General features: G+C 74.4%; 24 protein-coding genes. 16 read left to right on the top strand and 8 right to left on the bottom strand.

What is annotated here, in order from left to right; all coding sequences use genetic code 11:
* Positions 1 to 22 precede the first annotated feature (22 nt).
* The 3 genes from OO47_RS17045 (at position 23) to OO47_RS17030 (ending at position 5,270) form a co-directional block, all read left to right on the top strand.
* Positions 23 to 1,054 carry a DUF5954 family protein gene (locus tag OO47_RS17045; RefSeq protein WP_030217513.1) on the top strand — a complete coding sequence of 344 codons (1,032 nt, stop codon included), beginning with the start codon at positions 23 to 25 and terminating at the stop codon, positions 1,052 to 1,054.
* A gap of 722 nt (positions 1,055 to 1,776) precedes the next feature.
* Positions 1,777 to 4,872 (top strand): glycoside hydrolase family 3 protein, encoded by a 3,096-nt coding sequence (locus OO47_RS17035; RefSeq protein ID WP_030217511.1) that lies wholly within the window; start codon positions 1,777 to 1,779, stop codon positions 4,870 to 4,872.
* Between the two features lie 104 nt (positions 4,873 to 4,976).
* A complete protein-coding gene (locus tag OO47_RS17030; protein WP_030217508.1) occupies positions 4,977 to 5,270 on the top strand; it encodes a YkvA family protein in 294 nt (97 codons plus the stop codon).
* Positions 5,271 to 5,332: 62 nt separating this feature from the next.
* Here the strand turns inward: OO47_RS17030 and OO47_RS17025 are convergent, their stop codons facing one another.
* The 3 genes from OO47_RS17025 to OO47_RS17015 form a co-directional block, all read right to left on the bottom strand.
* Complete coding sequence (locus OO47_RS17025) at positions 5,333 to 5,707, bottom strand: PRC-barrel domain-containing protein (RefSeq protein ID WP_030217504.1); 375 nt, start codon at positions 5,705 to 5,707, stop codon at positions 5,333 to 5,335.
* 253 nt (positions 5,708 to 5,960) lie between these two features.
* Complete coding sequence (locus tag OO47_RS17020) at positions 5,961 to 6,647, bottom strand: response regulator (RefSeq protein WP_030217502.1); 687 nt, start codon at positions 6,645 to 6,647, stop codon at positions 5,961 to 5,963.
* A gap of 35 nt (positions 6,648 to 6,682) precedes the next feature.
* The gene (locus OO47_RS17015; protein WP_030217501.1) at positions 6,683 to 7,912 is read right to left on the bottom strand and encodes a sensor histidine kinase; all 1,230 of its coding nucleotides are present in this window, start codon (positions 7,910 to 7,912) and stop codon (positions 6,683 to 6,685) included.
* 408 nt (positions 7,913 to 8,320) lie between these two features.
* Between OO47_RS17015 and OO47_RS17010 the strand changes: the two genes are divergently transcribed.
* Entirely contained in the window at positions 8,321 to 10,048 is a 1,728-nt protein-coding gene (locus OO47_RS17010) for a serine/threonine-protein kinase (protein WP_030217498.1), read from the top strand.
* Between the two features lie 109 nt (positions 10,049 to 10,157).
* Here OO47_RS17010 and OO47_RS17005 read toward each other — a convergent pair whose 3' ends face one another.
* Together OO47_RS17005 and OO47_RS17000 are read right to left on the bottom strand one after the other, a co-directional pair.
* Positions 10,158 to 10,775, bottom strand: a complete 618-nt coding sequence (locus OO47_RS17005) for a TOPRIM nucleotidyl transferase/hydrolase domain-containing protein (protein ID WP_030217495.1) — start codon at positions 10,773 to 10,775, stop codon at positions 10,158 to 10,160.
* A gap of 56 nt (positions 10,776 to 10,831) precedes the next feature.
* On the bottom strand, positions 10,832 to 12,205 hold the full coding sequence (locus OO47_RS17000; protein WP_030217492.1) for a cytochrome P450: 1,374 nt from the start codon (positions 12,203 to 12,205) through the stop codon (positions 10,832 to 10,834).
* Positions 12,206 to 12,380: 175 nt separating this feature from the next.
* On the opposite strand from OO47_RS17000, the gene OO47_RS16995 reads away from it, so the two are divergent.
* Together OO47_RS16995 and OO47_RS16990 are read left to right on the top strand one after the other, a co-directional pair.
* Entirely contained in the window at positions 12,381 to 12,866 is a 486-nt protein-coding gene (locus OO47_RS16995; RefSeq protein ID WP_033209342.1) for a VOC family protein, read from the top strand.
* A gap of 197 nt (positions 12,867 to 13,063) precedes the next feature.
* Positions 13,064 to 13,978 (top strand): NAD-dependent protein deacetylase, encoded by a 915-nt coding sequence (locus OO47_RS16990; protein ID WP_030217490.1) that lies wholly within the window; start codon positions 13,064 to 13,066, stop codon positions 13,976 to 13,978.
* Positions 13,979 to 14,131: 153 nt separating this feature from the next.
* Here the strand turns inward: OO47_RS16990 and OO47_RS16985 are convergent, their stop codons facing one another.
* The 3 genes from OO47_RS16985 to OO47_RS16975 form a co-directional block, all read right to left on the bottom strand.
* A complete protein-coding gene (locus OO47_RS16985) occupies positions 14,132 to 14,995 on the bottom strand; it encodes a class I SAM-dependent methyltransferase (protein WP_030217489.1) in 864 nt (287 codons plus the stop codon).
* Positions 14,996 to 15,104: 109 nt separating this feature from the next.
* The gene (locus OO47_RS16980) at positions 15,105 to 15,701 is read right to left on the bottom strand and encodes a helix-turn-helix domain-containing protein (protein WP_199812306.1); all 597 of its coding nucleotides are present in this window, start codon (positions 15,699 to 15,701) and stop codon (positions 15,105 to 15,107) included.
* A gap of 53 nt (positions 15,702 to 15,754) precedes the next feature.
* Complete coding sequence (locus tag OO47_RS16975; RefSeq protein ID WP_033209338.1) at positions 15,755 to 16,453, bottom strand: hypothetical protein; 699 nt, start codon at positions 16,451 to 16,453, stop codon at positions 15,755 to 15,757.
* Positions 16,454 to 16,587: 134 nt separating this feature from the next.
* Here OO47_RS16975 and OO47_RS16970 point away from each other — a divergent pair, with 134 nt between their 5' ends.
* From OO47_RS16970 to OO47_RS16925, 10 genes are all read left to right on the top strand, one after another.
* Positions 16,588 to 17,022, top strand: coding sequence for an Hsp20/alpha crystallin family protein (locus OO47_RS16970; protein ID WP_030217482.1), 435 nt, complete (start codon positions 16,588 to 16,590; stop codon positions 17,020 to 17,022).
* A 90-nt stretch (positions 17,023 to 17,112) separates the two neighbouring features.
* Positions 17,113 to 17,511: a DUF2267 domain-containing protein gene (locus OO47_RS16965; protein ID WP_030217479.1), complete on the top strand. Its 399-nt coding sequence runs from the start codon at positions 17,113 to 17,115 to the stop codon at positions 17,509 to 17,511.
* Positions 17,512 to 17,638: 127 nt separating this feature from the next.
* Positions 17,639 to 18,187, top strand: a complete 549-nt coding sequence (locus tag OO47_RS16960) for a DUF2267 domain-containing protein (protein WP_078489696.1) — start codon at positions 17,639 to 17,641, stop codon at positions 18,185 to 18,187.
* A 95-nt stretch (positions 18,188 to 18,282) separates the two neighbouring features.
* Positions 18,283 to 18,810: an NUDIX hydrolase family protein gene (locus OO47_RS16955; RefSeq protein ID WP_030217471.1), complete on the top strand. Its 528-nt coding sequence runs from the start codon at positions 18,283 to 18,285 to the stop codon at positions 18,808 to 18,810.
* 90 nt (positions 18,811 to 18,900) lie between these two features.
* Positions 18,901 to 19,308 (top strand): hypothetical protein, encoded by a 408-nt coding sequence (locus tag OO47_RS16950; protein ID WP_030217468.1) that lies wholly within the window; start codon positions 18,901 to 18,903, stop codon positions 19,306 to 19,308.
* 168 nt (positions 19,309 to 19,476) lie between these two features.
* On the top strand, positions 19,477 to 19,728 hold the full coding sequence (locus tag OO47_RS16945; protein WP_063831913.1) for a hypothetical protein: 252 nt from the start codon (positions 19,477 to 19,479) through the stop codon (positions 19,726 to 19,728).
* 44 nt (positions 19,729 to 19,772) lie between these two features.
* Complete coding sequence (locus OO47_RS16940; RefSeq protein WP_078489695.1) at positions 19,773 to 20,903, top strand: YihY/virulence factor BrkB family protein; 1,131 nt, start codon at positions 19,773 to 19,775, stop codon at positions 20,901 to 20,903.
* A 73-nt stretch (positions 20,904 to 20,976) separates the two neighbouring features.
* Positions 20,977 to 21,996: an SDR family NAD(P)-dependent oxidoreductase gene (locus tag OO47_RS16935; RefSeq protein WP_033209335.1), complete on the top strand. Its 1,020-nt coding sequence runs from the start codon at positions 20,977 to 20,979 to the stop codon at positions 21,994 to 21,996.
* Between the two features lie 38 nt (positions 21,997 to 22,034).
* A complete protein-coding gene (locus OO47_RS16930; RefSeq protein ID WP_030217457.1) occupies positions 22,035 to 22,490 on the top strand; it encodes an SRPBCC family protein in 456 nt (151 codons plus the stop codon).
* Complete coding sequence (locus OO47_RS16925) at positions 22,487 to 24,067, top strand: phytoene desaturase family protein (RefSeq protein ID WP_030217455.1); 1,581 nt, start codon at positions 22,487 to 22,489, stop codon at positions 24,065 to 24,067. The genes OO47_RS16930 and OO47_RS16925 overlap by 4 nt, the downstream gene beginning before the upstream one ends.
* Positions 24,068 to 24,160 lie beyond the last annotated feature (93 nt).

The raw sequence follows: 24,160 nt of genomic DNA, 5'->3' as shown, positions 1-24,160 counted from the left end.
GGTCCGGCACCACAATGCGCGCATGGACGAACACTGGAAGCGACGTCTGGACGAGGTGCGCGCGGGGCTGGTGCGGGAGGGCGATCCCGTCGCCTGGGTGACCGAGGCCGACGCCGTCGAAGCCGTCGTGCGGTATCCGCGGCTCGCCGTGCGCGGTTCGCTGTTCGGCGTGGTGGCACGGGACGCCGAGGAGGGCTCCCCCTGGCGGGTGGTGCTGCCGGTGCAGGCGGGGATGCCGCAGGAGGCCCGGGACAGCCTGCACTCGAAGTTCTTCTTCCGGGCCAAGGACGACACCGACGACCGGAAGGTGCGGCGCGAACTCCTCGCGGCCGTACACGTCCTCGAACGGAAACCGGTCGACGAACTCGTCGTGCTGGGGACCACGTACCGGATCGTGCGCGGCAACGAGGTCGCGCGCGTCGGCGACGACGGCCTGGAGCCGCCGCGCCCCACCGACCCCGAGCCGGTCTTCCGGGTCTGGGAGCGGCAGGCCGGCGCCCGCGGCTGCCTCGACACCGGCGCCGTGCTCGACCCGGAGAAGGCGCGCGGGCTGATGGCCGAGGCCCTGCGGATCGGGCTGCGGGAGTTCCACTACGCAGGGAAGCGCTACCCCGCCGCCGTCCGGGCCGACTCCCGGAAGGCGGTCGCCACCCATCCGGACATCGCGATGCTGCCCGTCGGCTTCGGCGTCGTGGAGCGCTCCGGCGACGTCTGGCAGCCGCAGGGCTCCCTGTCGCCGACCCCGCACGAGGCGCGGCGGGGCCTGTACACCTGCCTCACCGACCTGTGGGGCCGGCTGTACGAGTGGGACGACGCGCAGCGGGAGCGGTACCGGCGGGCCGGTGAGCTGTTCCGAGCCGCCCAACGCGCCGACGAGGTACGGGTGGACGGCCGGGAGTTCCGGATCTGCCGCGTCGAGCGGATGGTCCGGTTTGGTCCCGACGGCCCCGAGGGGCCGCGCCCCTCGGACATCGACGAGTACGGGCCGACGAAGATGCATCCGCGCATGGACGAGGACGGCGTCGTGTACCACGGGGAGGACGCGGAGGAGTAGGCGGCAGGGGGCCGGGGCCGCCCCTCGTCCTGTCCCCGTATCCGTATCCGTATCCGTATCCGTATCCGTATCCGTATCCGTATCCGTATCCGTATCCGTATCCGTATCCGTATCCGTATCCGTTCGGAGCAGGTCGCGGCCGACCGGAAGAACCTCAAGTCGCTCGCGGTGTCGGTGGGTTATGACGGCGGGAGGACCTGGAAGTCCATGGAGGTCCGGAACGGACGGATCTCCGTGGAGAGCCCGGCGAAGGGCAGCGGCGTCTCCCTCTCCCCCGAGGTCGTGGACGAGCGGGGCAACGCGTCGAGCCTGACGATCCGCGACGCGTGGTACGGCAGGTGGCTCCGGTCGCGTGATCACCCCGGCCCGGCGCCCCCGACTCGGTCGGCGCCGGGCCGCGGTGTGTCCGGGGGTGAGTGAACCGGCGGAGGGGACGGCCCGTCAAGATCCCCTGTGTGTTCATGCCTTGAACGCTCGAAGGGGGCCGTGGGGGCCGCATCACGAGAGCGGCGCGGTTTCAGTCGTTGTCGGTGTTAACTCTTGACGACGTGGCGGGGTGGCGGTTGACTCACCGCACCGCGCTGAGAGCGCTCCCAAAACTGTTCCGACCGGCACCGGGACGGACTCCGCGCTCGCAGACCGCGTTCGTGAAGTGGAAGTGATCGAGGGATCCCGCCCGGCTCTCCGCCCGTACCACCGCACCCCGTACCGAAGGAGCCGCAATGCCACGCACCAGACACCACAGCCGCTTCGGGAACCGCGTCCGGGGCAGAACCGCGACGGCGGTGGTCGCCGCCGGCGCCGTGCTCGGCGGGCTGCTCGCCGGGGCGCTGCCGAGCGCCGCCGCCGACGAGCCCGTGCCGGTGGCCGTCGACCGGTTCGAGGGCGAGGTCCCCTTCGGCAATCCGCCGGCGGAGGGCATCTTCACCTGGGGCAGCGACGCCGACGACCATCCGGCGCTGCGGCTCTCCGAGCGCGCCGACGCGCCCGAGGGCTCCAAGGTCCTGGAGGGCACGTTCGACATCAGCGGCTGGGGCGGGTTCACCCACGACTTCGCCTTCGACCGGCCGGCCCACGACTGGACCGCGTTCAAGGGCATCCGCTTCTGGTGGTACGGCCAGAACACCGCGCCCCTGCCACCCGGTTCGGGCAAGCGGATCAACTTCGAGCTCAAGGACGGCGGCGCCAACGGCGAGGCGTCCGAGCTGTGGACCACGTCCTTCACCGACGACTGGGAGGGCTGGCACCTCGTCGAGATCCCGTTCTCCGAGTTCCAGTACCGGGCCGACTACCAGCCCGTCGGCGGCATCGACCAGGTCCTCGGCCTGAACGAGATGTGGGGCTACGCCCTGACCCTGCCGCCCGGCTCGCCCGGCTCGTTCGCGCTCGACGGCGTGGAGCTGTACGGCAGGGCGGAGCCCGCGCTGAACACCAAGGTGATCACCGACGCCGCCGTGTACCCGGTGGCCGAGGGCGGCAGCGCGCGGGTGAAGGTGACGGTGGCCACCACCGGTTCCGGCCCCATCGGCGAGCCGGTCACCGTCGCGTACGCCACCGGGAAGGGGACCGCCGAGGCCGGGAAGGACTACGCGCCGGTCAGCGGCACCCTGACCTTCCCGGCCGGCACCCCGTCCGGCACCTCCCGGGTCGTCACCGTGGCGACGGAGAAGGACCGTTCGGCCGAGGAGGCCGAGACGATCCAGCTCACCCTCGACGTGACCGGCGCCAAGGCGCCCGCCGAGACGCCGCAGGTCGTCGTGGACGCCCACGGCCTCCCGTACCTGGACAAGCGGCTGCCGGTGAAGAAGCGGGTCGCGGACCTCCTCGGGCGGATGACCCTGGAGGAGAAGGTCGGGCAGATGACGCAGGCCGAGCGCAACGCGCTGCGGTCGCAGGGCGACATCGCCTCGTACCGGCTCGGCTCGCTGCTCTCCGGCGGCGGCTCGGTGCCGGCGCCCAACACGCCCGAGGCGTGGGCGAAGATGATCGACGCCTACCAGCTCCGGACGCGGGCCACCCGCTTCCAGGTCCCGCTGATCTACGGCGTGGACGCGGTGCACGGGCACAACAACGTCATCGGCGCGACGATCATGCCGCACAACATCGGCATCGGCGCCGGGCGCGACCCGAAGGTCGCCGAGCGGACCGGGGCCGTCACCGCCAAGGAGGTCCGGGCCACCGGCATCCCGTGGGACTTCGCCCCCTGCGTGTGCGTCACCCGGGACGAGCGCTGGGGCCGTTCGTACGAGGCGTTCGGCGAGGACCCGGCCCTGGTGAAGGCCATGGAGACGGTCATCGACGGCATGCAGGGCGCGCGCGACGGATCGGACCTGGACCGCGACGACAAGGTGCTCACCAGCGCCAAGCACTTCGTGGGCGACGGCGGTACGGAGTTCGGGTCGTCGACGACGGGCTCGTACACGATCGACCAGGGCGTCACCAGGGTGACCCGGCAGGAGCTGGAGGCGGTGCACCTGGCGCCGTTCGCCGAGGCGGTGAAGCGCGGGGCGGGCACGGTCATGCCCTCGTACTCCTCGCTCGACGTCATCGGGGACGACAAGGGCCCGGTGAAGATGCACGCCAACGCCGAGATGATCAACGGCGTCCTCAAGGACCGCATGGGCTTCGAGGGGTTCGTGATCAGCGACTGGCAGGCGATCGACCAGATCCCCGGCGACTACGCGAGCGACGTGCGGACCTCGGTCAACGCCGGGCTCGACATGATCATGGTGCCGACCAACTACCAGGACTTCACCCGGATCCTGGCGGAGGAGGTGACGGCCGGGCGGGTCTCCCGGGCGCGCGTGGACGACGCGGTCGCGCGGATCCTGACCCAGAAGTTCCGGCTCGGCCTGTTCGAGAAGCCGTACGCCGACACCACCCACCTCTCCTCGGTCGGCTCGGCCGCGCACCGCGCGGTGGCGCGGGAGGCGGTCGCCAAGTCGCAGGTGCTGCTGAAGAACGACGGCGGCGTGCTGCCGCTGAAGAAGTCGCAGAAGGTGTACGTCGCCGGCTCCAACGCCGACGACCTGGGCAACCAGGCGGGCGGCTGGACCATCAGCTGGCAGGGCTCGTCCGGCCGGAACACGACCGGGACGACGATCCTCGAAGGCATGCGCAAGGCGGCTCCGGACGCGGCGATCGACTACTCGAAGGACGCGTCCGCCGCGACCGAGGGGTACGACGTCGGGGTCGTGGTGGTCGGCGAGACGCCGTACGCCGAGGGCATCGGCGACGTGGGCAACGGGCACGACCTGGAGCTGACGGCGGCCGACAAGGCGGCGGTGGACAAGGTCTGCGCGGCGATGCCGTGCGCGGTCCTGGTCGTCTCCGGGCGGCCGCAGCTGATCGGGGACCGGCTCGGGGCGATCGACGCCCTGGTGGCGTCCTGGCTGCCCGGCACCGAGGGCGACGGCGTGGCGGACGTGCTGTACGGGACGCGGCCGTTCACCGGCCAGCTCCCGGTCACCTGGCCGAAGTCGGAGGCGCAGCTGCCGATCAACGTCGGTGACGCCTCGTACGACCCGCAGTTCCCGTTCGGCTGGGGGCTGACGACCCGGCCGGTGCCGCAGGCCGGGGGCGAGCTGACGCTGAAGGCGATCGGGGTCGCGGCCAAGGTGCTCCAGGCGGCCGGGCGCGGGACGTCGCCGGAGGGCCGGGAGCTGCTGTCCCGGGCGCGGGACGTGGTCCAGAAGAAGATCGGGCAGGACATCACCCCGGCGACGGCCGGGCCGTTCGCGGAGGCGGACCGGCTGCTGCTCTCGGGTGACCTGACGGGTGCGGTCGCACGGCTGACGGCGGCGTACCGGGCGGCCTGAGGCGGTGTGCGAGAGGGGCCCTCCCCGTGTACGGGGAGGGCCCCTCCTCCTGTCGGTGGGGGCGCCGGCGGGGACGGTCCGGGAAACCGGGGTAGAAGGGCGGCATGGACAGCTCTTTCTGGATCGTGGTGGCCGGGGTCCTCGCGCTGGTGGTGGCGGGGTACGCGGCCGTTCTGCTCGTGCGCGTCTTCCGGGCCCGCAGGCTGCTGCTCGACGCGGGTGTCCCGCTGCAGTCCAAGGCCCTGTTCTGGGCGGCCGTGGTGTACACCGTGTCGCCAGTCGACCTGATCCCCGACCCGGTCTACCTGGACGACGTCGGCGTCCTCCTGCTGGCCCTGCGGGCGCTGCACTCGGCGGCCGCCAGGAGCAGGGCGGGCCGCGAGGAGCTGAAGGGCTGACGCGGTACGAGGCGGCCCCCGCGATCGGGTGCGGGGGCCGCCTCGTCGTGTCCGGCCGTGGGTCAGGCGGGGTGCGGTCCGCCGCCGAACGGCCCGCCCGTCCGGTAGTGCACGGCGATCTCCTCCCGGTACTGCCGGTCGGCGAGGTGCTTGTCGGAGTGGAACTCCGGCGCGTCCTTGATCTGCTCCTTGGTCAGGTCGAGGTGCACCGCCTCCTCCTCCAGGTCGATGCGGGTGACCGCACTCGCCGGGATCAGGACCTCCTTGCCGAAGATCCACACCCCGGTGTCGACGACCAGGTAGGCGTCACCGACCTCCGCGGAGTGCTTGTCGACCTTCCCGATGTGCCCGTCGGCCGCCTCGACCCGCCACCCGGTCAGGTCCGTGCCCACCAGGTGCCCGAACGCCTGCCCGTAGTTCCACACGTTCTCCGCCATATCGCTCACTCCTCCGTTCTCGGACGTCTCCTGAGGGGGACCGCCTGCCCGGAGGAACGGACCTCACACCCGTGCGGGCGGTCCGCGACGAAGACGATCGACCGGGGGAAGACCAGGGGCGAGTGCGCAGCCGCGAGGAGCAGTAACAGCGGCGGAAGGGGCCGGGCGCGCGTCATGGTGACGCAGGCTGTCGGGGAGCGCCCAGCGGCTCACTGGGGGTGTCCGTCAGTGGTGTGCCCGGCCCCTTCGCGGGTCAGAGGCCCGGTACGACCAGGCCGCTCTCGTAGGCGACGACGACCGCCTGGGCGCGGCTGGCCAGGCCGAGCTTCCCCATGGCTCGGTTGAGGTGGGTCTTGACGGTGGCCTCGCTGATGTGGAGCTCCCCGGCGATCTGCCCGTTCGACAGGCCCCTGCCGGTCAGCTGGAGCACCTCGCGCTCCCGGCCGGTCAGCGCGTCGAGTCCGGGGCCCCCGGACCGTACGGTCTCCTCGGCGGCGGGGGCGGCGCGGTGGGTGAACGCCTCGACGAGGCGCCTGGTGACGCTCGGCGCGAAGAGGTGGTCGCCGCCCGCCACGGCGGCGACGGCCGCCAGGAGCCGTTCGGGCCCGGAGTCCTTGAGCAGGAAGCCGGAGGCGCCGACGCGCAGCGCCCCGTACACGTACTCGTCGAGGTCGAAGGTGGTGAGGATCAGGACGCGGGGCGCCGGGTCGGGCGCCTCCGCCAGGATGCGGGCGGTGGCGTCGATCCCGTTGACGCCGGGCATGCGGATGTCCATGAGGACGACGTCGGGACGGAGTCGCGCCGCGAGGGCCACGGCCTCCTCTCCGTCCACCGCCTCGCCGACCACCTCCGTGCCCGGGGCGGCCTTCAGGAGCCCGACCAGGCCGGCGCGGATGAGGAACTGGTCGTCGACGACGAGGACCCTGATCACCTGGCTCATGCGATGAGGTGGTACTCCTGTCCGTGCCGGCGGGTTCAGCCCTCCCGGGCCGCCGGCGGAAGCCGGTCGTCCGGGACGGGTTCGCCGCGACGGGCGGTGGCGGGCGGTGCGCCGGCCCGCGCCGCGAGGGGCAGGGTCAGTCGCACGGCGAACCCGTCGCCGTCGTCGCGCGGGCCGATGTCGATCCGCCCGCCGTACAGCTTGGCCCGCTCCCGCATGCCGATCAAGCCGTGACCGGTTCCTGTGGGCATTTGCGCGGGAATCGTCCGCCCTCCCCCGTTGGTGACGCTCACCTCCAGGTGGCGCGGTCCGTAGCGGACGACGACCTCGGTCGCGGCGCCGGGCGCGTGCTTGAGGACGTTGGTGAGGGACTCCTGGACGACGCGGTAGGCGCAGAGGTCGGCGCCGGAACCGAGCGGACGGGCGTCCCCCAGGACGGTCAGCCCGACGGGGGTGCCCCCGGACCTGACCCGCGCCACGAGTTCGCCGAGGCGCGCCAGGCCGGGCATCGGACGGTCCGGTGCGCGGGGGTCGGCGCCCTCGCGCAGCAGCGTGAGCATGCGGCGGAGTTCGTCGAGCGCTTCGGTGCCCGTGTCGGCGATGGTGTCGAGGGCGGTGCGCGCGGTGGCGGGGTCGCTGTCGAAGACGAACCGCGCGAGGCCCGACTGCACGGAGATCACCGCCATGTGGTGGGCGACCACGTCGTGGAGTTCCCGGGCGATCCTGCCCCGCTCGTACGCGACCTCGCGCAGGGCCCGTTCCTCCTGCTCGGCGGCGAGCGCGCGGGTGAGTTCGGTGGCCCTGCGCGAGAGCGTCCCGAACCACCAGAGCACCGCGGGGAAGACCACCGCCTGGCCCGCGGCGGCGGCCAGCGAGCCGTGGTCGGCGCCGTTCAGCTCGTCGAGCAGACCGGCGCCGAGCCACGTCAGGCCGGTGACCGCCGCGCCGGGCACCGAGATCCGGGCCGGGCGCTCCGAGGCGAGGGTGTAGGTCGCCAGGAGCGTGGCCAGGGAGTTGACCACGGGCCAGTACCCCAGGGCCGCGTAGACCGCGAAGCCGCTCTGCGCGAGGACGAACACGGCGACGGGGAACCGCGTCCGGACCACCGCGGGCAGGTTGACCACGACGACGAGCGCGTAGGCCACCGGGTCGAGGGCCGGCCAGCGCTGGGCGGCGGCGTCCTGCCCGAGGAGCAGGGCAAGACCCGTCATCGCGACGCCGATGAGCGCGTTGACGAGGGTGCTGCGGAGCGGGCGGAGCTTCATCGCGGCAGCCTAGCCAGCCGCCGCGGCCCGGGCGTCAACCCAGCGGCATACCGCCGTGGTTGTACGGGGCGGGGGGGGCCGCGCGGCTCACGGGCCGGGGGCGGTACGGGCGCGGGCACAGCACGGGACGGGGTGGTGCGGGGCGCAGGCAGCGCGGGACGGGCCGGTACGGGGTGCGGGGCGTACGGGGCGTGGGGCGTACGGGCCTTGCGGCGTCGTGGTCCGGTCGCGGGGCGGACGTACCGCGCGTGTTGCAGGCGCACGGGTCCTACCGCGCCGGATGGACGAACGAATCGTTCCAGGACGGGACGACCGCCCGCCGATGTGTGCCTAAGATCGAGTTCCGGCAGGTGGCCGGTGGAACTCCCCTTCTTCCCGGGGGCGTTCGCGGGAACGAGGGGGCGGGAGATGACGACGAGCGGGGGATCCGGAGAGGAGCCCACCAGCTACGGGCTGCGGCCGCCGGTGCCGTCACCACGGGCCGGAGCCGCCGCCCCGCACCCGGCGGTCTCCGGGGGCCCGGGGGAACGGGACGAAGGGGGCGAAGGGGGCGGCCGGAACGACCGGCACGAGCGGCCGGTGGACGGTGGCGGACCGGCCGGTGCGGGGCCGACCGGTGCCGGGCCGTCCGGTGCGCCGTCGTCGCCGGAGGCCGGTGCCGGGCGGCTGCTGGGCGGTCGCTACCGGCTGCTCGAACGCCTGGGCGCGGGCGGCATGGGCACGGTGTGGCGGGCCCGGGACGAGGTCGTGGACCGTGACGTGGCCGTCAAGGAGCCCCGCGTCCCGGAGCACTTCTCCGCCGCCGAGCGCCGCACCGCCCACCAGCGCATGCGGCGCGAGGCGCGGGCGGCGGCCCGGATCGACCACCCCTCCGTGGTGACCCTCCACGACGTCGTGGTGGAGGACGACCGGCCGTGGATCGTGATGGAGCTCCTGCGGGGCAGGTCCCTGGCCGAGATCCTCGACGAGGGGACCCTGGAGCCCAGGGAGGCGGCACGGATCGGGCAGGCCGTCCTGGGCGCGCTCCACGCGGCCCACGAGGCCGGCGTCCTGCACCGGGACGTCAAACCGGGCAACGTGATGGTCTGCCGCCACGACCGGGTCGTCCTGACCGACTTCGGCATCGCCCAGGTCGAGGGCGAGCAGAAGCTCACCGAGACCGGGTCCTTCATCGGCTCCCCCGAGTACATCGCCCCCGAGCGCGTCCTGGGGCGGCGGCCGGGCCCGGAGTCCGACCTGTGGTCCCTCGGGATCACGCTCTACCAGGCGGTCGAGGGCGTCTCGCCCTTCCGCCGCCAGACCACCCCCTCCACCCTCCAGGCGATCCTCCTCGCCGAGCTCCCCCCGCCCCAGCGCTCGCGGGAGATGACGGCGCTGATCACCGGCCTGCTGCGGAAGGAGCCCGAGAACCGCCTCACCGTCCAGACCGCGCGGCCCCTTCTGAGCGCCCTCGTCGCTCCCCCGGCCCGGCCCGTGCCGGAGCGCACCCCCACCGAGGTGGTGGGCATCGCGCCGGACGAGCCGACCGCCCCGCTGCCGGTGCGGCTGCTCCGGAGCCGTTACGGCGTCGGGGCCGCCGCGGCGGTCGTCCTGGCCCTGGTCGTCACCCTGGTGCTCCGGCTCGGGGGCGACGGGCCGCCGGAGGGCTGGAAGGAGTACGACGAGTACCGGATGGGGCTGTCCGTCGCGGCCCCGGCCGATTGGACGATCGCCGTCGAGGACGACCTGGACAACGAGAGCGGGGCCTACCGCGGCACCCGCTACACCACGCCCAAGGGGGACGTGTGGCTGCTCGTGGACCGGATGGAGAACGCCACCGAGACCCCGCGGGCGATCGCCGAGCGGTGGAAGAAGGAGCACGAGTCGGCCAGTCCGCCGACCAACGGCACCGCCAGTGTCGCCACCGTCGAGTCCGGCACCCACCAGGGCCGTGACGCGGCGGTCATCACCGAGTCCTACAGCCGGCAGGAGGAGAACGAGGTCACGCGGCGGCTGTGCAAGACCCTCATCGTCGTCACCTCCCGGCAGGAACGCGTGACCCTGGGGGTGGACGTGCCCGACGGGAAGGGCGCGGCGAAGACCGCCGGGGACCTGCTGGAGAAGGCGCGCTCCGCCTTCGAGATCCGGAACCCGTAGCGACCGGGCGGCGCCCCTCGCACGGCGCGCTGCCGTGTGCCGTCGTCACCCCGGCCGTACGGAGGGCGCACGGGGAACGCACGGAGGTCGTACGGCGGTGGTGCGGCGGTCACAGGCTCCTCAGGAGGTCGTCGAGGGGGCCCGGCACCCGCTCGGCGTCGAGGGCCTCCACCAGGAGGCGGCCGTAGCGGATCTTGCGGCCCTTCTTCGTGCCGAGGAAGCGCCGCAACTGCCGCTGCCGGGGCCGGCCGTGCTGTGCGGGCTGGTTCAGGAAGGTCTGCCAGGCACGCAGGTCGCCCTCCGCCCGGACGATCTCCTCGACCCGCTCCGGGCCCAGCGCGCGGACCAGTTCGTCCTCCAGGTCCGCCGCGCAGACGAAGAAGTCCCCGGACGGCGCCCCGGCCCGCTCCAGGCCGCGGGCGTAGAAGCCCCGCTCGCCCTCGTCGCACAGCCCGGTCAGGCGCAGGCCGAGCCCGGGCGGCCCGAGCAGCCCGGCGTAGCGGGCGACGTTCATCGCCCCGCCCATCGACACCACGCACACGCCTTCGGCGGCGAGGTCCCGGCCGCGCCGCGCGGCCAGCGCCTCCACGGCCGCGAAGTCGCTCGGCCCCTCCAGGAGCACCGCCGTCCGCAGCCCCAGGGCCTCGGCCAGTTCCCTCGTCGTGCCGCCGGGGCCGCCGGCCGCCCGACGGTCGATCTCGTCCCGGAACGCCCTCATGTCCGCCATGGGGCGAGTCTGCACGTCCGCCGGCCGGTGCGGTACGGAATATCCCGGGGCGGCGGCTACGCCTTCCTGGGGATCAGGCGGCAGCGGGCCGGGCCCGCCGCCTGGAGGGTGATCGCGGAGGTGAGGGGCACCTCGGTGTCGACGGCCTCGAAGTCGTACCGCTGGAGGATCATCGCCAGGGCGATCACCGACTCCAGCATCGAGAAGTGCTGCCCGATGCAGGCGCGCGGGCCGCCGCCGAAGGGGAACCAGGCGTACCGGGGGCGGGCGGCCTCCGCCTCGGGCGTGAAGCGGTCGGGGTCGAAGCGCTCCGCGTCCTCCCAGTAGTCCGGGTGGCGGTGGGTGACCCAGGGGGCCACGACGACGTCCGCGCCCGCCGGGACGGCGACGCCCCCGATCTCGGTGGCGGCGACGGCGCGGCGGCCGATGACCGGGGCGGCCGGGAAGAGGCGCATGGCCTCCTTGAGGACCCGGGTGACGTAGGGCAGCACGTCGAGGTCGGCGGCGCCGGGGGTGCGGCCGTCGAGGACCCGGTCGACCTCCTCCTGGGCCCGCTCGCGCTCCTCCGGGTGGAGGGCGAGGAGGTGGAGGGCGAAGCCGAGGGAGGTGGCGGTGGTCTCGTGTCCGGCGAGCAGGAAGACGAGGACCTGCTCGCGCAGTTCGGTGGCGTCGAAGCTGCCGTCCTCGGCGCTCTCGGCCCCGATGAGGAGGGTGAGGAGGTCGTCCCCCTCGTCCGACGCCCGGCCCGAGGAACGGCGTTCGGCGATGATGCGGTCGCAGACCTCGTACAGCGCCCGGTGGACGGCCGCGGCCCTGCGGTTGCCGGGGGTGGGCCAGTGGCGGGGGACGTTGAGGGGGGAGAAGCCGCGGCGCAGAACGTAGGCGCCGAGTTCGGGGAAGCTGCGCTCGACGATCCGCACGGCGGTGTCGACGTCCGTGCCGAAGAGGATGCGGGCGACGGCGCGCAGGGCGAGCCGGGCCATCTCCTGGAGGACGTCGACGGATTCGGCGCCGGCGTCCCGCCACTCCTCGGTGAGGGTGGTGACCTCGGCGGCGACGGCGGCGGCGTAGCCGTCGACGCGGCGGCGGGTGAAGAGGGGCTGGACGAGTCGCCGCTGGCGGAGGTAGTCCTCGTCCTGGCTGGTGAGGAGGCCGTTGCCGAAGGACTCGCGGACCTCCTGGTAGAAGGCGTTGTCCTTGCGGAAGTTGGCGGATTCCCCGGCGAGGACCTGCTGCGCGCCCTCGGCGGAGAAGACGCCGTAGAGGGTGGCGCGGACGCCGGGCGGTCCCGCGGTGATCCGCACGACGTCCCCGTGCTCGCGCCGGGCGCGCAGGAAGGTCGCCAGGGAGTCGTTCTTGAGGTCGAACATGGAGCCGAGCAGCGGGAGTCCCGCGAGCTCGGGCGCTTCGGTACCGGCGGTGACGGCCATGGACGGCTCCCCCTCGATCGTCGATTGCCGGTGATTCTCCCCCAGGAAGTGACTCACGGGTAGGGACGGGTGGACAGTGGTCCGCATCTGGCCTGCCGGGGTGGGAAAGGCGTCTGCCGGTGGCGCACGGGAAGCGGGGAGGCCGTCTGTCAGTGGCGTCTGGGAAGCTCGCGCCATGGACCGGAACACGCCGTCGGAGCGCCCCGAGATGACCCTGCAGCTGACCATCGACTGCGCGGACCCCCAGCGGCTCGTGCCCTTCTGGCTGGAGGCCCTGCGGTACGTCCCTGATCCGCCGCCCGCCGGCCACGCCACCTGGCGGGCGTACTGGGAGGCCGTCGGCGTCCCCGAGGAGGAGCTGGACGGGGACGCGGGGGAGCTCCCGGAGTCCATCGTGGACCCGGAGGGCACGGGCCCCCGGGTCTGGTTCCAGCGCGTCCCCGAGCCGAAGACGGTCAAGAACCGCGTCCATCTCGACCTCAAGGTGGGCGGCGGCCGCGACGTCCCGCTCGCGCTGCGCCGCACGCGGGTGGACGGCGAGGTGGCGCGGCTGACGGCGATCGGCGCGACCGTCCTGTACACGATGGACCGGCCGAACGGCATGGACCACTACGCGGTGGTCCTCCAGGACCCGGAGGGGAACGAGTTCTGCCTCGTCTGAGCGGCCGGGGCGGCCCTCGCACCGGATCCCCGGGGGGTCCCCGGGCGGGAGAACGGCTCCGGGAGCGGGCCGGGCCCGACGACCCCGGGGCCGGTGGATCGGGGGCCGGGGCCGGGCCCGGTGGATCGGGGGCCGGGGCGGGGCCCGGTGAATCGGGGGCCGGGGCGGGAGCGGGGGTCGTTCCGTACCCTGGCGGCATGCGGATGCGCCCCACTCTGAGCTGGACCCCCACCGAGGACCTGCCGCCGGGCAGCACGGACCCGGGGCCGGTCGCCGACGCGCTGGGCGCCGGCGGCGTGCTGGTGCTCAGCGGGGCGGGCCTCTCCACGGAGTCCGGGATCCCCGACTACCGGGGCGAGGGCGGGAGCCTGAGCCGACACACCCCGATGACCTACCAGGACTTCACCGCGAGCGCCCGGGCCCGGCGCCGCTACTGGGCGCGCAGCCATCTGGGCTGGCGCACCTTCGGCCGCGCCCTCCCCAACGCCGGGCACCGGTCCGTGGCCGCCTTCGGGCGGCACGGCCTGCTCTCGGGCGTGATCACCCAGAACGTCGACGGTCTGCACCAGGCCGGCGGCAGCGAAGGCGTCGTGGAGCTCCACGGGAGCCTGGACCGGGTCGTCTGCCTCTCCTGCGGCGCCCTCAGCCCCCGCCGTGACCTCGCCCGGCGGCTGGAGGAGGCCAATCCCGGCTTCGAGCCGGTGGCGGCCGGGATCAATCCGGACGGCGACGCCGACCTCACCGACGAACAGGTCGGGGACTTCCGGGTGGTGCCCTGCGCGGTCTGCGGCGGCGTCCTCAAACCGGACGTGGTGTTCTTCGGCGAGGCCGTTCCTCCGGCGCGGGTCGAGCACTGCCGCGAGCTGGTCCGCGGGGCGGCCTCGCTGCTGGTCCTCGGCTCCTCCCTCACGGTGATGTCCGGGCTCCGGTTCGTCCGCCAGGCGGCCCAGGCCGGAAAGCCGGTGCTGATCGTCAACCGGGACCCGACCCGGGGCGACCGGCACGCCGTCACCCGCGTCGCACTCCCCCTGGGAGCCACCCTCACCGCCGTGGCCGCGCACCTGGGCATCCCCGTCGAGGACCGGTCCGGGGCCGGAGGGCCGGACGCGTAGTCCTCCTCGCCGCCTGCTCCGGATCCGCCCAGGAGTTCGGGTACGGGGAGAAGGCCACCGGTGAGGAACATCGCCGTCCGGAAGCGACCGGGCCGCGGGCCGTCGGCGGCGCCGCGGGGCGGCCCCGCGCCCGGGGCCGGTTCGGGCCCCGGGTCAGTTCGCGCGGCGGGCGGCCCAGACGGTGCGTTCGGTGCGTACGGCGAGATCGTCGCGGCGCAGGATGCCGTGGGGCCCGTCGGCGTCGAGCAGCCGGTCGAGCGCGGCGAGGTCCTCGGGCGGGAGCGCGTCGGCGACGCCGTGGCGGATGCGTCGCAGACCCCCGAGGGCGTACGCGCCGACCCGGTCGTCACGGGAGGCGCCGACGTGCGCGGTGATCGTGCGTTCGCCGGCGAGGACGAACCCGGCGCCGGTGAGCATCGGCCCCCAGTCGGCCCCGCGGTGGGGCATGCGCCCGGCGTGGAGGCGGTCGCCCGCGGCATGGCAGCGCCCTTCCAGACCGGGCCGCTCCTCCGGGGCGTCCTCGGGGAGGAAGCGGGGGAAGCCGGCCTGCTCGACCACCGTGAACAGCCCGCCGGGGGCGAGGAGGTCGCGGACCTGGCGCAGGGCGCGGTCGGGGTGGAGCATGTGGTGCAGGGAGGCGGAGGCCCACACCAGGTCGGGGGCGCCGAGGTCGGGCCAGTCGGCCCCGTCGAGGTCGGCCTGCACGGTGCGCACGCGCCCCTCCGCGCCCCGGGCGCACGCCTTCTCCCGCAGCCGCTGGAGGTGCCCGGCCGAGGAGTCGACCGCGGTGACGCGGGCCTCGGGGAAGTGGTCGAGGAGGGCGAAGGTGCCCGCTCCCGTACCGCAGCCCAGGTCCACGATCTCGCGCGGGGGCGTCCGGACGGGCAGCCAGGAGACGAGGTCGGCGATGTGCTCGGCGAGGACCTCCGCGTCCAGGTCGAGGAGGTCCGCCTGGTCGTTCGCCTCGTGGGAGTGCGCGGGGGAAAGGGTGTGTGCGTGTGCGTGTGCGTGGGTCATGCCTTCACGCTAGGACGCCCGTGCGCCTGTGGCACGACTTCATGCCGTTTACGCAAGAAGGTCGCCCCGTCCGCTGCCCGAGGCGCAAGAACCGCCCTCCCGCGCCGCCTCACCGGCCGGGCGGCGCCTGGGCGTCGCGGTCGCCGTCGTCACGCTGGTGGCCGCGGCGGGCGTCGCGGTCGAAGATGCCCAGGATCTCGCACGGTCCCCCTTCCGCGCCGATCGCGTGCGGCGTCATCGTGGGGAACTCCGCGGCCTGGTTGGTCTCGACGCGGAAGCGGCGGTGTCCCAGCACGAGGGTCGCGGTGCCGGACAGGACGACGAGCCATTCCCGTCCCGGGTGGGCGCGCATGCCGGAGGGGTGCTCCGGCGGCGGCTCGGTCATGCGCCGGCGCACGACGGTCATGCCCGGCTCGCCCTTCATCGGCCAGCGCATCGCCCCGTGCGCGCCGTCGATCATCGGGCTGACGACGACGTCGTCGGCGGCGGTCTCCACGAGCTGGTCGAGCGTGGTGTCCAGGGCGCGGGCGAGGACGACCAGCTGGTCGAGGGCCAGACGGCGCCGGCCGTTCTCGATGCGGCTGAGGGAGGACTGGCTGAGCCGGGCGCGCGTGGCCAGCTCTTCCAGGGACCAGCCCTGCGCCACCCGCAGGGCACGGATCCGCTTGCGTACCAGACCGTCCAGGTCTTCGTCCTCTTGCTGCATGAGCAGCACTTTATGCCTTCAGCGCAAAGTCGAGCCGGTGCCGCGCCTGCCCGTCACGGCTGCGGGGCGCCGGAGCGGCGCTGGTCGCTCTCCTCGCGGAGGGCCGCGGTGCGGTGGGCGAGGGTGCCGACCCGTTCGGCCAGGTCCGGGTGGAGGGGGGCCAGGTGGCGGTGGGTGCGGGCGAGGGGCTCCAGGAGGAGGGCGGGGTCGTCGTCCGCGAGGGCCGCGCCGAGGTCGTGCCGGAGGGCGGCCGGGAGGGTGTCGAGGGCGGTGATCTGACCGGCGAGGCGGCGCAGGTCGGCGGCGTTGCCCCGGGCCCAGGTGGTGACGCTGCGGTCGGCGGCCCGGCGGTCGCGGGTGGCCTGCACGCGCTGTTCCCCGGTGGTTCCGGGGCGGCCGGGACGCACCCGCAGGTAGCGGCGCTCGGCGGCCTGCCGGCTGGTGACGCCGAGGGGGTGGGCGAGCTCGGCCCAGCTGGCGCCCGCGTCCCGCGCCGCCTCGATGAGACCGGGCTCCCAGCCGGCGAGCTGCTCGCGCAGTTCGCGCAGGAGGAGAAGGGCGGCCAGCGCCTCTTCGGAGGAGGTGCCCGCGGGGGCGCCCGAAGCATCCGGGACGTCCGGAGCACCAGGAGCGCCAGGAACGCCGGGAACGTCCGAGGAGGTCGCGGACCGGGCCTTCCGCGCGGTCTCGCCCATCGCGGCGAGGGCCGTGAAGGCCGCGTGGAAGCTGACGGGGAGGTCGGCTCCTGTCATGGGATCACACCCTTCCTTCCGCTTGTCGTCCATCCGTTGACGATGGAGTTGTCGTCCATCCGTTGACATGTTACAACGGTGTCAGGTGAAGCGCATTGGCAGTCACTGCCTGAACCGACTGGAGGTGTTTCGCGATGTTGATGCGCACCGACCCGTTCCGCGAGCTCGACCGCCTCACGCAGCAGATGCTGGGCACGACCGGCACGTGGTCCCGTCCTTCCGCGGTCCCGATGGACGCCTACCGCGAGGGCGACGCGTATGTGATCGTCATGGACCTGCCCGGGGTGTCGACCGACGCGATCGACATCGACGTCGAGCGGAACATGCTGACGGTCAAGGCCGAGCGACGGCCCGTCCCCAAGGCCGACGACGTCCAGATGGAGCTGTCCGAGCGGCCCCTCGGCGTCTTCTCCCGGCAGCTGATGCTGGCCGACACCCTGGACACCGAGAAGATCACGGCCGACTACGAGGCGGGCGTCCTCACCCTGCGGATCCCGATCGCCGAGCGCGCGAAGCCCCGCAAGATCGCCATCGGCCGCGGCGACGGCCGCAAGCAGATCAGCGGCTGAGCCGCCACGGGGTGGGGGCGGAAGCCCGCCCCCACCTCCTCTCCCCCGCTCACCGTCACCCAGCCTCCCCGCCGAAGGAAGGGGCCCGTGATGAGACCGCGATGGCACGCGTTCCTCGACCAGGTCAGGGAGCGCGGTGACCACGACACGCCCCAGGAGGCCGAACGGGCCGCCCGCGTCGTACTGGCGCTGCTCGGCGCCCATCTGGTCGGCGACGTGCGGGCCGCGCTCGCCGCCCGCCTCCCGGAGACCTTCGCCGTCGTCCTGCTCAACCCCCTCCAAGCCGCCGAACCGCTCTCGCCGGAACGCTTCGTGCGCGCGACGGCCGCCTGGATCGAGGGGGCCACCGAGCGGACCGCGGCCTGGGACGTCAGCGCCGTCCTCAGCGTCGTCGCCGACGCCGCGGGGGAGGAGCTCACCGGCCAGATGCTCCTGCAGCTCCCGCCCGGCTACGACCTCCTCTTCGGCCGGCCGCACCTCTCCCGATGAGCCCGCCGCCCCGCCCTCGTGAGCCCGGCGCCCTCCCGGCGGGCCCGGCCCGCCCCACCCGTCGAAACCCGTCCACTGCGCCCGGCCCGACCGGCCGGGCCCGAAGAGAACGGCGATACGCACGATCATGACCCTCCGGACCGAGACGACGACCTCCCCCACCACTCCTGCGGCCCGCACGGTCTCCCCGACCTCCCCGGCCTCCGTGACCGAGTCCGCATCGGCGCGCGGCGGGGTGTCCTACTCCGGCCTGCTCGAACGGGTCCGCTACGAAGGCGCCTACCCCACCCGCGAGCGGGCCGAGGAGTCCGTGCGCTCCGTCCTCGCGGCCCTGGGACGGCAGCTCGTCGGCGACGAGCGGGTCGACCTCGCCGCCCGCCTCCCCGTCGAGGCGGCCCTGGTCTTCACCGCCCAGGTGCCCGCCACCGCACCGCTCACCGGCTGGGAGTTCGTCAAGGACCTCGCCCGGCGCACCGGCGGCAGCCCCGCCACCACCCGCTGGGACGTCGGCGCCGTCCTCGCCCCCGTCGCCCGGCTGGCCGGCCCCGAGCTCGTCGACCGCGTCATCGGCCAACTCCCCTCCGGCTACGCCCTCCTCTTCGGCCGGGCCGAACTCGCCCCGCGCCGGCGCGCCGCCCGCCCGGCGAACCCCATCGCGGACCGGGGAGCCGCGTAGGGGGTCGCCGGAAACGTCACCCGAACGAGGGGTGTGGCCTTCCCGCCCCGTTCCGCCGGAGCCGGGCGGGTAAGTATGATCAAGCGATGGCTGATATGACCGAGACCACGCCCGGCTGGCTGTCCACGGACGAACTGGAGATGGCCAGGGGCCACATGCCCATCCTGTACGTCGAGGCCGTGCCCGTGCGCGTGGACGACAGCGGCGAAGTCACCAGCGTCGGGCTGCTCCTGCGCATCGGCGCGGACGGAACGATCAGCCGCACCCTGGTGTCCGGCCGTGTCATGCACCACGAACGGGTCAGGGACGCGCTGCTGCGCCACCTGGAGAAGGACCTCGGCCCCGTGGCCCTGCCCCGGGTCCCCGCTTCCCTGCAGCCCTTCACCGTCGCCGAGTACTTCCCCACGGCGGGCATCACCCCGTACCACGACCCCCGTCAGCACGCGGTGTCCCTCGCCTACATCGTGCCGGTGACCGGCGACTGCCGGCCCCGTCAGGACGCCCTCGACCTCGTCTGGTTCAGCCCCCAGGAAGCGGCCTCCCCCGCCGTGCAGAGCGAGATGCCGGGCGGCCGGGGAGCCCTCCTGAAGCAGGCCCTCGCGCACGTCGGCCACACCTACTGAGGCCGCGCCGGGACGGCGTCCGGACCAAACCGGGGCGGGCGCGCCGCGTGGCGCCGTCCCGGCCTCGGCCCCCGTGCCTACGGTGCCCGCATGACGACAGAACCCGAAGGGGACCGGGCCGAGTCGGCCGACGTCCGTGCGGCCCGCGCCGCCATCGAGGCCCATCTGAACCGTACGGACCCGGCCCCGGAGGGGGAGCCGCACGCCGCCGGCCCCTCCGTTCCCCGGGAGGACCGGGGCGACACCGCGCAGGGGGTCCGCCGCGTCGACGACGCCACGGCGGAGCGCATCGCCCGCGAGGCCTGGGACGCGGTCCTCGCGGCCACACCGCCCCCGCCCGACCCCGGCACCGACCCGGCTCCCGCGCGGGGCGCCCGGGAGCCCGCCGAGGTCACCGAGCTCCGCGCGCGGGCGATCGCCGTCACCCGCGGCCTGCGGGAGCTCGGCCACCACCTCGACGAGACCCTCCTGCCCGGGCCCGACATGGCCGCCGGATAGGGCCTGCCCGGCGGTTCGGGGACGGAAGAGCGGCCGGGCTCCGGCTCCGTCGGGCGCAGAACCTTCACACGAACCGCCGCGCGTCGGACGCGGATCCGGGCACCCGCACGGAGAGCGAGGAAACGCGGTCCGGCGAGGCCGACGCGTTCGACGAGGAGGAAATGTGCCGTGGTTGCGATCGCCGTTCTCCTGCTGCCCCTGCTGGGACTGCTCCTGTTCCTCATGGACCGGGTCGAGGACCGCGTGACGAGTCCGCCGAAGGCCTCGCGCCACGCGGGCCGGCGCCATCTGCGGCTGGTGGCGGAACCCGGACGAACGGCCGGGGAGCGCCGCCCGGCCCGGCACCGGTCGGTCCGGGGCGGGTCCGCGCGCGGCGGGAACGGGCCGGGCACGGGCGCCGGGAGCGCCGACGCGGCCTGAACGACGTGGGCTTATGCCCGCCGAGCGGGGGCACCCGCAGGGGCATGGCCACATCTCACCATGCAGGAGACGAAGAGCGCGGCGGCGAGGCCGGAGCGCGGGAGAAGCCGACGCCCGAGGAGGTCGGGCCGGGGCCCGAAGTGGAGCGGCGCGCGCCGGACGCCCCGACCGAGCTGAAGGGCCGGTCCTGGCTGGGGATCCTCAAGGGCTCGGTGCGGGAGTTCAAGGACGACGAGCTGACGGACCGCGCGGCGGCCCTCACGTACTACGGCATCCTGGCCCTCTTCCCCGCGATCCTGGTGCTCCTCTCGCTGCTCGGCATCAGCGGGAAGTCGACCACCGACCGGGTCATGGAGAACCTGCGGCAGCTCACCCCCGGTCCGGCCCGCGACATCCTGAACAACGCCGTGGAACAGCTCCAGGGGCAGGCCGGCACGGGTTCGGTCATGGCGGTCGTCGGCGTGGTGCTCGCCCTCTGGTCGGCGTCGGGCTACGTCGGGGCGTTCATCAGGGCGGCCAACCAGGTGTACGACATCCCGGAGGGCCGCCCGGTGTGGAAGCTCCTTCCCGTACGGGTCGGGATGACGGCCGTCCTGATGGTCCTCGCGGTGGTCAGCGCCCTGATCGTGGTGTTCACCGGCACCCTGGCGCGCCAGGCCGGGACCGCGCTCGGCGTCGGCGACACCGCGCTGACGGTGTGGTCGATCGCCAAGTGGCCGGTCCTGGTCCTGCTGGTGTCCGCCATGATCGCGCTGCTGTACGGGGCCAGCCCCAACGCCAAGGTCAAGGGGTGGAAGTGGATCACCCCCGGCAGTTTCCTGGCCCTGCTGATCTGGATGCTCGCCTCCGCCGGGTTCGCGCTGTACGTCGGCCAGTTCGCCTCGTACAACAAGACGTACGGCACGATGGCCGGCGTCATCGTCTTCCTGGTCTGGTTGTGGATCAGCAACCTGGCCCTGCTCCTGGGTCTGGAGTTCGACGCGGAGGCGGTGCGGCAGCGGGCCGTGCTCGGCGGGATGCCGCCGGACCGGGAGCCGTACACGGAGCCGCGGGACACGCGCGCGTGGGACGAGGACGACCTGCGGCGGTTCGAGGGGATCGACCGGGAGCGGGACGCCGGGGACGCGGAGGGGCGGCGCGGGCCGTCCGGTGACGCGCCGGGGAAGCGGGCGTAGCAGCGGGGCCCGATCCCGCTCCGATGGACCACCCCGGGTGCATGAACCCTTCGAAACAGGTCAGATGCCACGCATGAGGACAGGAGAGAACGGGTTCGAACCCGGCGACGTCGTCGTGGTCACGGGCGCGTCGAGCGGGATCGGACGCGCCGTGGCACGGGCGTTCGCCTCGTGCGGCGCGCGCCTGGTCGTCACCGCCCGCAGCGCGGACGCCCTGGCGGAGGTGGCGAGGGAGTGCACGGCCGCGCACGCCCGGGCCGAGGCGGTGGCCGTCCCCGCCGACGTCACCGACGCGGCCGCGACGACCCGGGTCGCCCGGGCGGCGCTCGACCGGTACGGCCGGATCGACGTCTGGGTGAACGCGGCGGGTGTCGGCGTCCTGGGACGCCTCGACCGGGTGCCGCCGGACGACGTGCGGCGGCTGTGGGAGGTCAACGTCCTGGGCGTGTTCCACGGGATGCGGGCCGCGCTCCCCGCGATGCGCCGCCGGGGACGGGGCGTGGTCGTCACCGTCTCGTCCCTGCTCGGGGGTGCCGTCGAGGCGCCGTACCAGGGCCCCTACGCGGCCTCCAAAGCCGCCTTGATCACCCTGGACGAGGTGCTGCGCCAGGAACTGGCGCTCTCCGGGGACCACGGGATCGCCGTGTGCACCGTCCTCCCGACCGGCGTCGACACCCCGTTCTTCCAGCACGCGGCCAACCGCACCGGCCGCCGCGTCCGGTCCCTGCCGGCCGTCGCCACCCCCGAACGGGTCGCGGCGGCCGTCGTGCGCGCGGCGGTCCGCCCCCGGCGGCGCGTGGTCGTCGGACCGGGCGCACGCCTCCTGCCGGCCGCCCACGCCCTGGCGCCCGGCCTGGTGCGGCGTGTGATCCGGCGGCGTACCGAGAACACCTACTTCGGCGACCCGGGCACGGCCCCGGAGACCATCGGCATCCTCCACGAACCGTCCGGGGACACGGCGGCGGTGTCCGGCGGCCGGCACGCGCGGCTCCGTACGGCGGGCCGCCGGGCCGCCGCCCTGGCCGTCGGGGCCGGTGCCGTGGCCGGAGTCCTCCGCGTCCGCTCCCGACGCCCCTCCCCTCTTCCCTCCTGAACCTCCCTCCCGACTTCCCTCCTGAGGAGATCGCAGCCATGGCACAGTGGAACCGTCTCGTCGAGGCCACGCCCGAGGACGTCTGGTCGGTCCTGAGCGACGGACGGCTGTACTCGCGGTTCGTGACCGGCACCCACGACACGTGGGAGGAGGACGGGCAGTGGCCCGCCCCGGGTGCGGAACTGGGATACGTGCTGAAGCTCGGACCGAAGTCCTACCGGGGCCGCACCACCTCCCGGATCTGCGAGCCGAGCCGCCGCCTCGAACTGGAGGCGAAGACCGACCTGGGCACCGCGCGCATCGCCTTCCGGCTCGAACCGTGGGGCCGCGACACCCTCGTCGTTGTCGACGAGCATCCCCTCCGGGGCCCGGCCGCCCGCTGGCACAACACGGCCGTCGACGTGCTGACGCGCTGGCGGCACCGCAGCATGCTGGCACGCCTGGAGGAGGTCGCCACCTCCCGGGAGGTCCGGGAGCGGGGAGCGCGGACGTGACGGCGCCCGACGCCGTGGTCGTCGGCGCCGGGCCCAACGGCCTGGTGGCGGCCAACCTCCTCGCCGACGCCGGATGGCACGTCGTCGTCCTGGAGGCCCGGGACGAGCCGGGCGGGGCCGTGCGCAGCGACCGGGGCGTCCACCCCGACTACGTCCACGACACCTTCAGCGCCTTCTACCCGCTCGCCGCCGCGTCGCCGGTGATCCGGGACCTCGCGCTCGACCGGTACGGGCTGCGCTGGAGCCACGCCCCCGCCGTCGTGGCCCATCCGCTCGCCGACGGGCGCTGCGCGGTCCTCGACCGCGACGTCCACGAGACCGCCGCCTCGGCGGCCGGCTTCGCCGCCGACGACGGCGCGGCCTGGGAGCGGCTGCACCGGCTCTGGCGCGGTGTCGCCGACGACCTGATCGGGTGCCTGTTCACCCCGTTCCCGCCGGTGCGGGCGGGGGCGCGGCTCCTTGCCCGCACCGGTCCCGGCGACGCGCTGCGGCTGCTGCGCACGATGCTCCTGCCCGCGCGCCGCTTCGGCGAGGAGAACTTCGCGGGCGAGGGCGGGAAGCTGCTGATCGCCGGAAACGCGCTCCACGCCGACCTGGGCCCCGAGTCGGCCCTCGGCGGCGGTTTCGGCTGGCTCATGAGCATGCTCGGGCAGGACCACGGCTTCCCCGTGCCCGTGGGCGGGGCGGGCAGGCTCACCGACGCGCTCGTGGCGCGGCTGCTCGCCCGGGGCGGCGAACTGCGCTGCGGCCACCCCGTGGTCCGGGTGGTGGTCCGGGGCGGCCGGGCGGTCGCCGTGCGCACCGAGGACGGCACCGAGGTCCCCGCGCGGCGGGCGGTCCTCGCCGACGTCCCGGCGCCCCAGCTGTACGAGCGCCTCGTCGGCGAGGAGCACCTGCCGCCGCGGCTCCGCGCCGATCTGCGCCGCTTCCAGTGGGACTTCTCCACGGTCAAGGTGGACTGGGCGCTCGACCGTCCGATCCCCTGGACCTCCGAGGGCGCGCGCCGGGCCGGGACCGTGCACGTCGCCGAGGGCATGGACGCGCTCACCCGTTTCGCCGGGCAGATCGCCATGCGGCAGGTGCCGGAGGTGCCGTTCACCGTGCTCGGGCAGATGACCACGGCGGACCCGACCCGCTCCCCCGCCGGTACGGAATCGGCGTGGGGCTACACGCACGTCCCGCAGCACATCCGCTCCGACGCCGGGGAGGACGGCATCCGCGGGCGCTGGGACGAGCGCGAGAAGGAGGCGATCGCCGACCGCGTCGAGGCGGGCATCGAGCGCCTGGCCCCCGGGTTCCGCGCCACCGTCCGCGCCCGGCGGGTCCTGGCGCCGCCCGATCTGGAACGGCTCAACCCGTCCCTGGTGGGCGGGGCCGTCAACCAGGGCACCACCAACGTGCACCAGCAGCTGGTCTTCCGCCCCGTGCCGGGCACCGGACGCCCGCGCACCCCGATCCGGGGCCTCTACCTCGCCTCCGCCACCGCGCACCCGGGCGGCGGGGTCCACGGCGCTCCGGGCGCCAACGCGGCCCGGGCCGCCCTCAGGGGCCCTCACCTGCCCCGGCGGCGCCGCTGAGGCGGTGCCGGGCCGCTCGGACGCGGTACGGGGCAGTAGGCGGTGTGCCGGCAGAGGGAGAGGGGCGGACCGCCGCCACAGGGGCGGGCCGGG

The sequence above is a fragment of the Streptomyces bikiniensis genome, assembly GCF_000716625.1.
Lineage (GTDB): Bacteria > Actinomycetota > Actinomycetes > Streptomycetales > Streptomycetaceae > Streptomyces > Streptomyces bikiniensis.
This window is presented reverse-complemented; position numbering and strand designations above follow the sequence as displayed.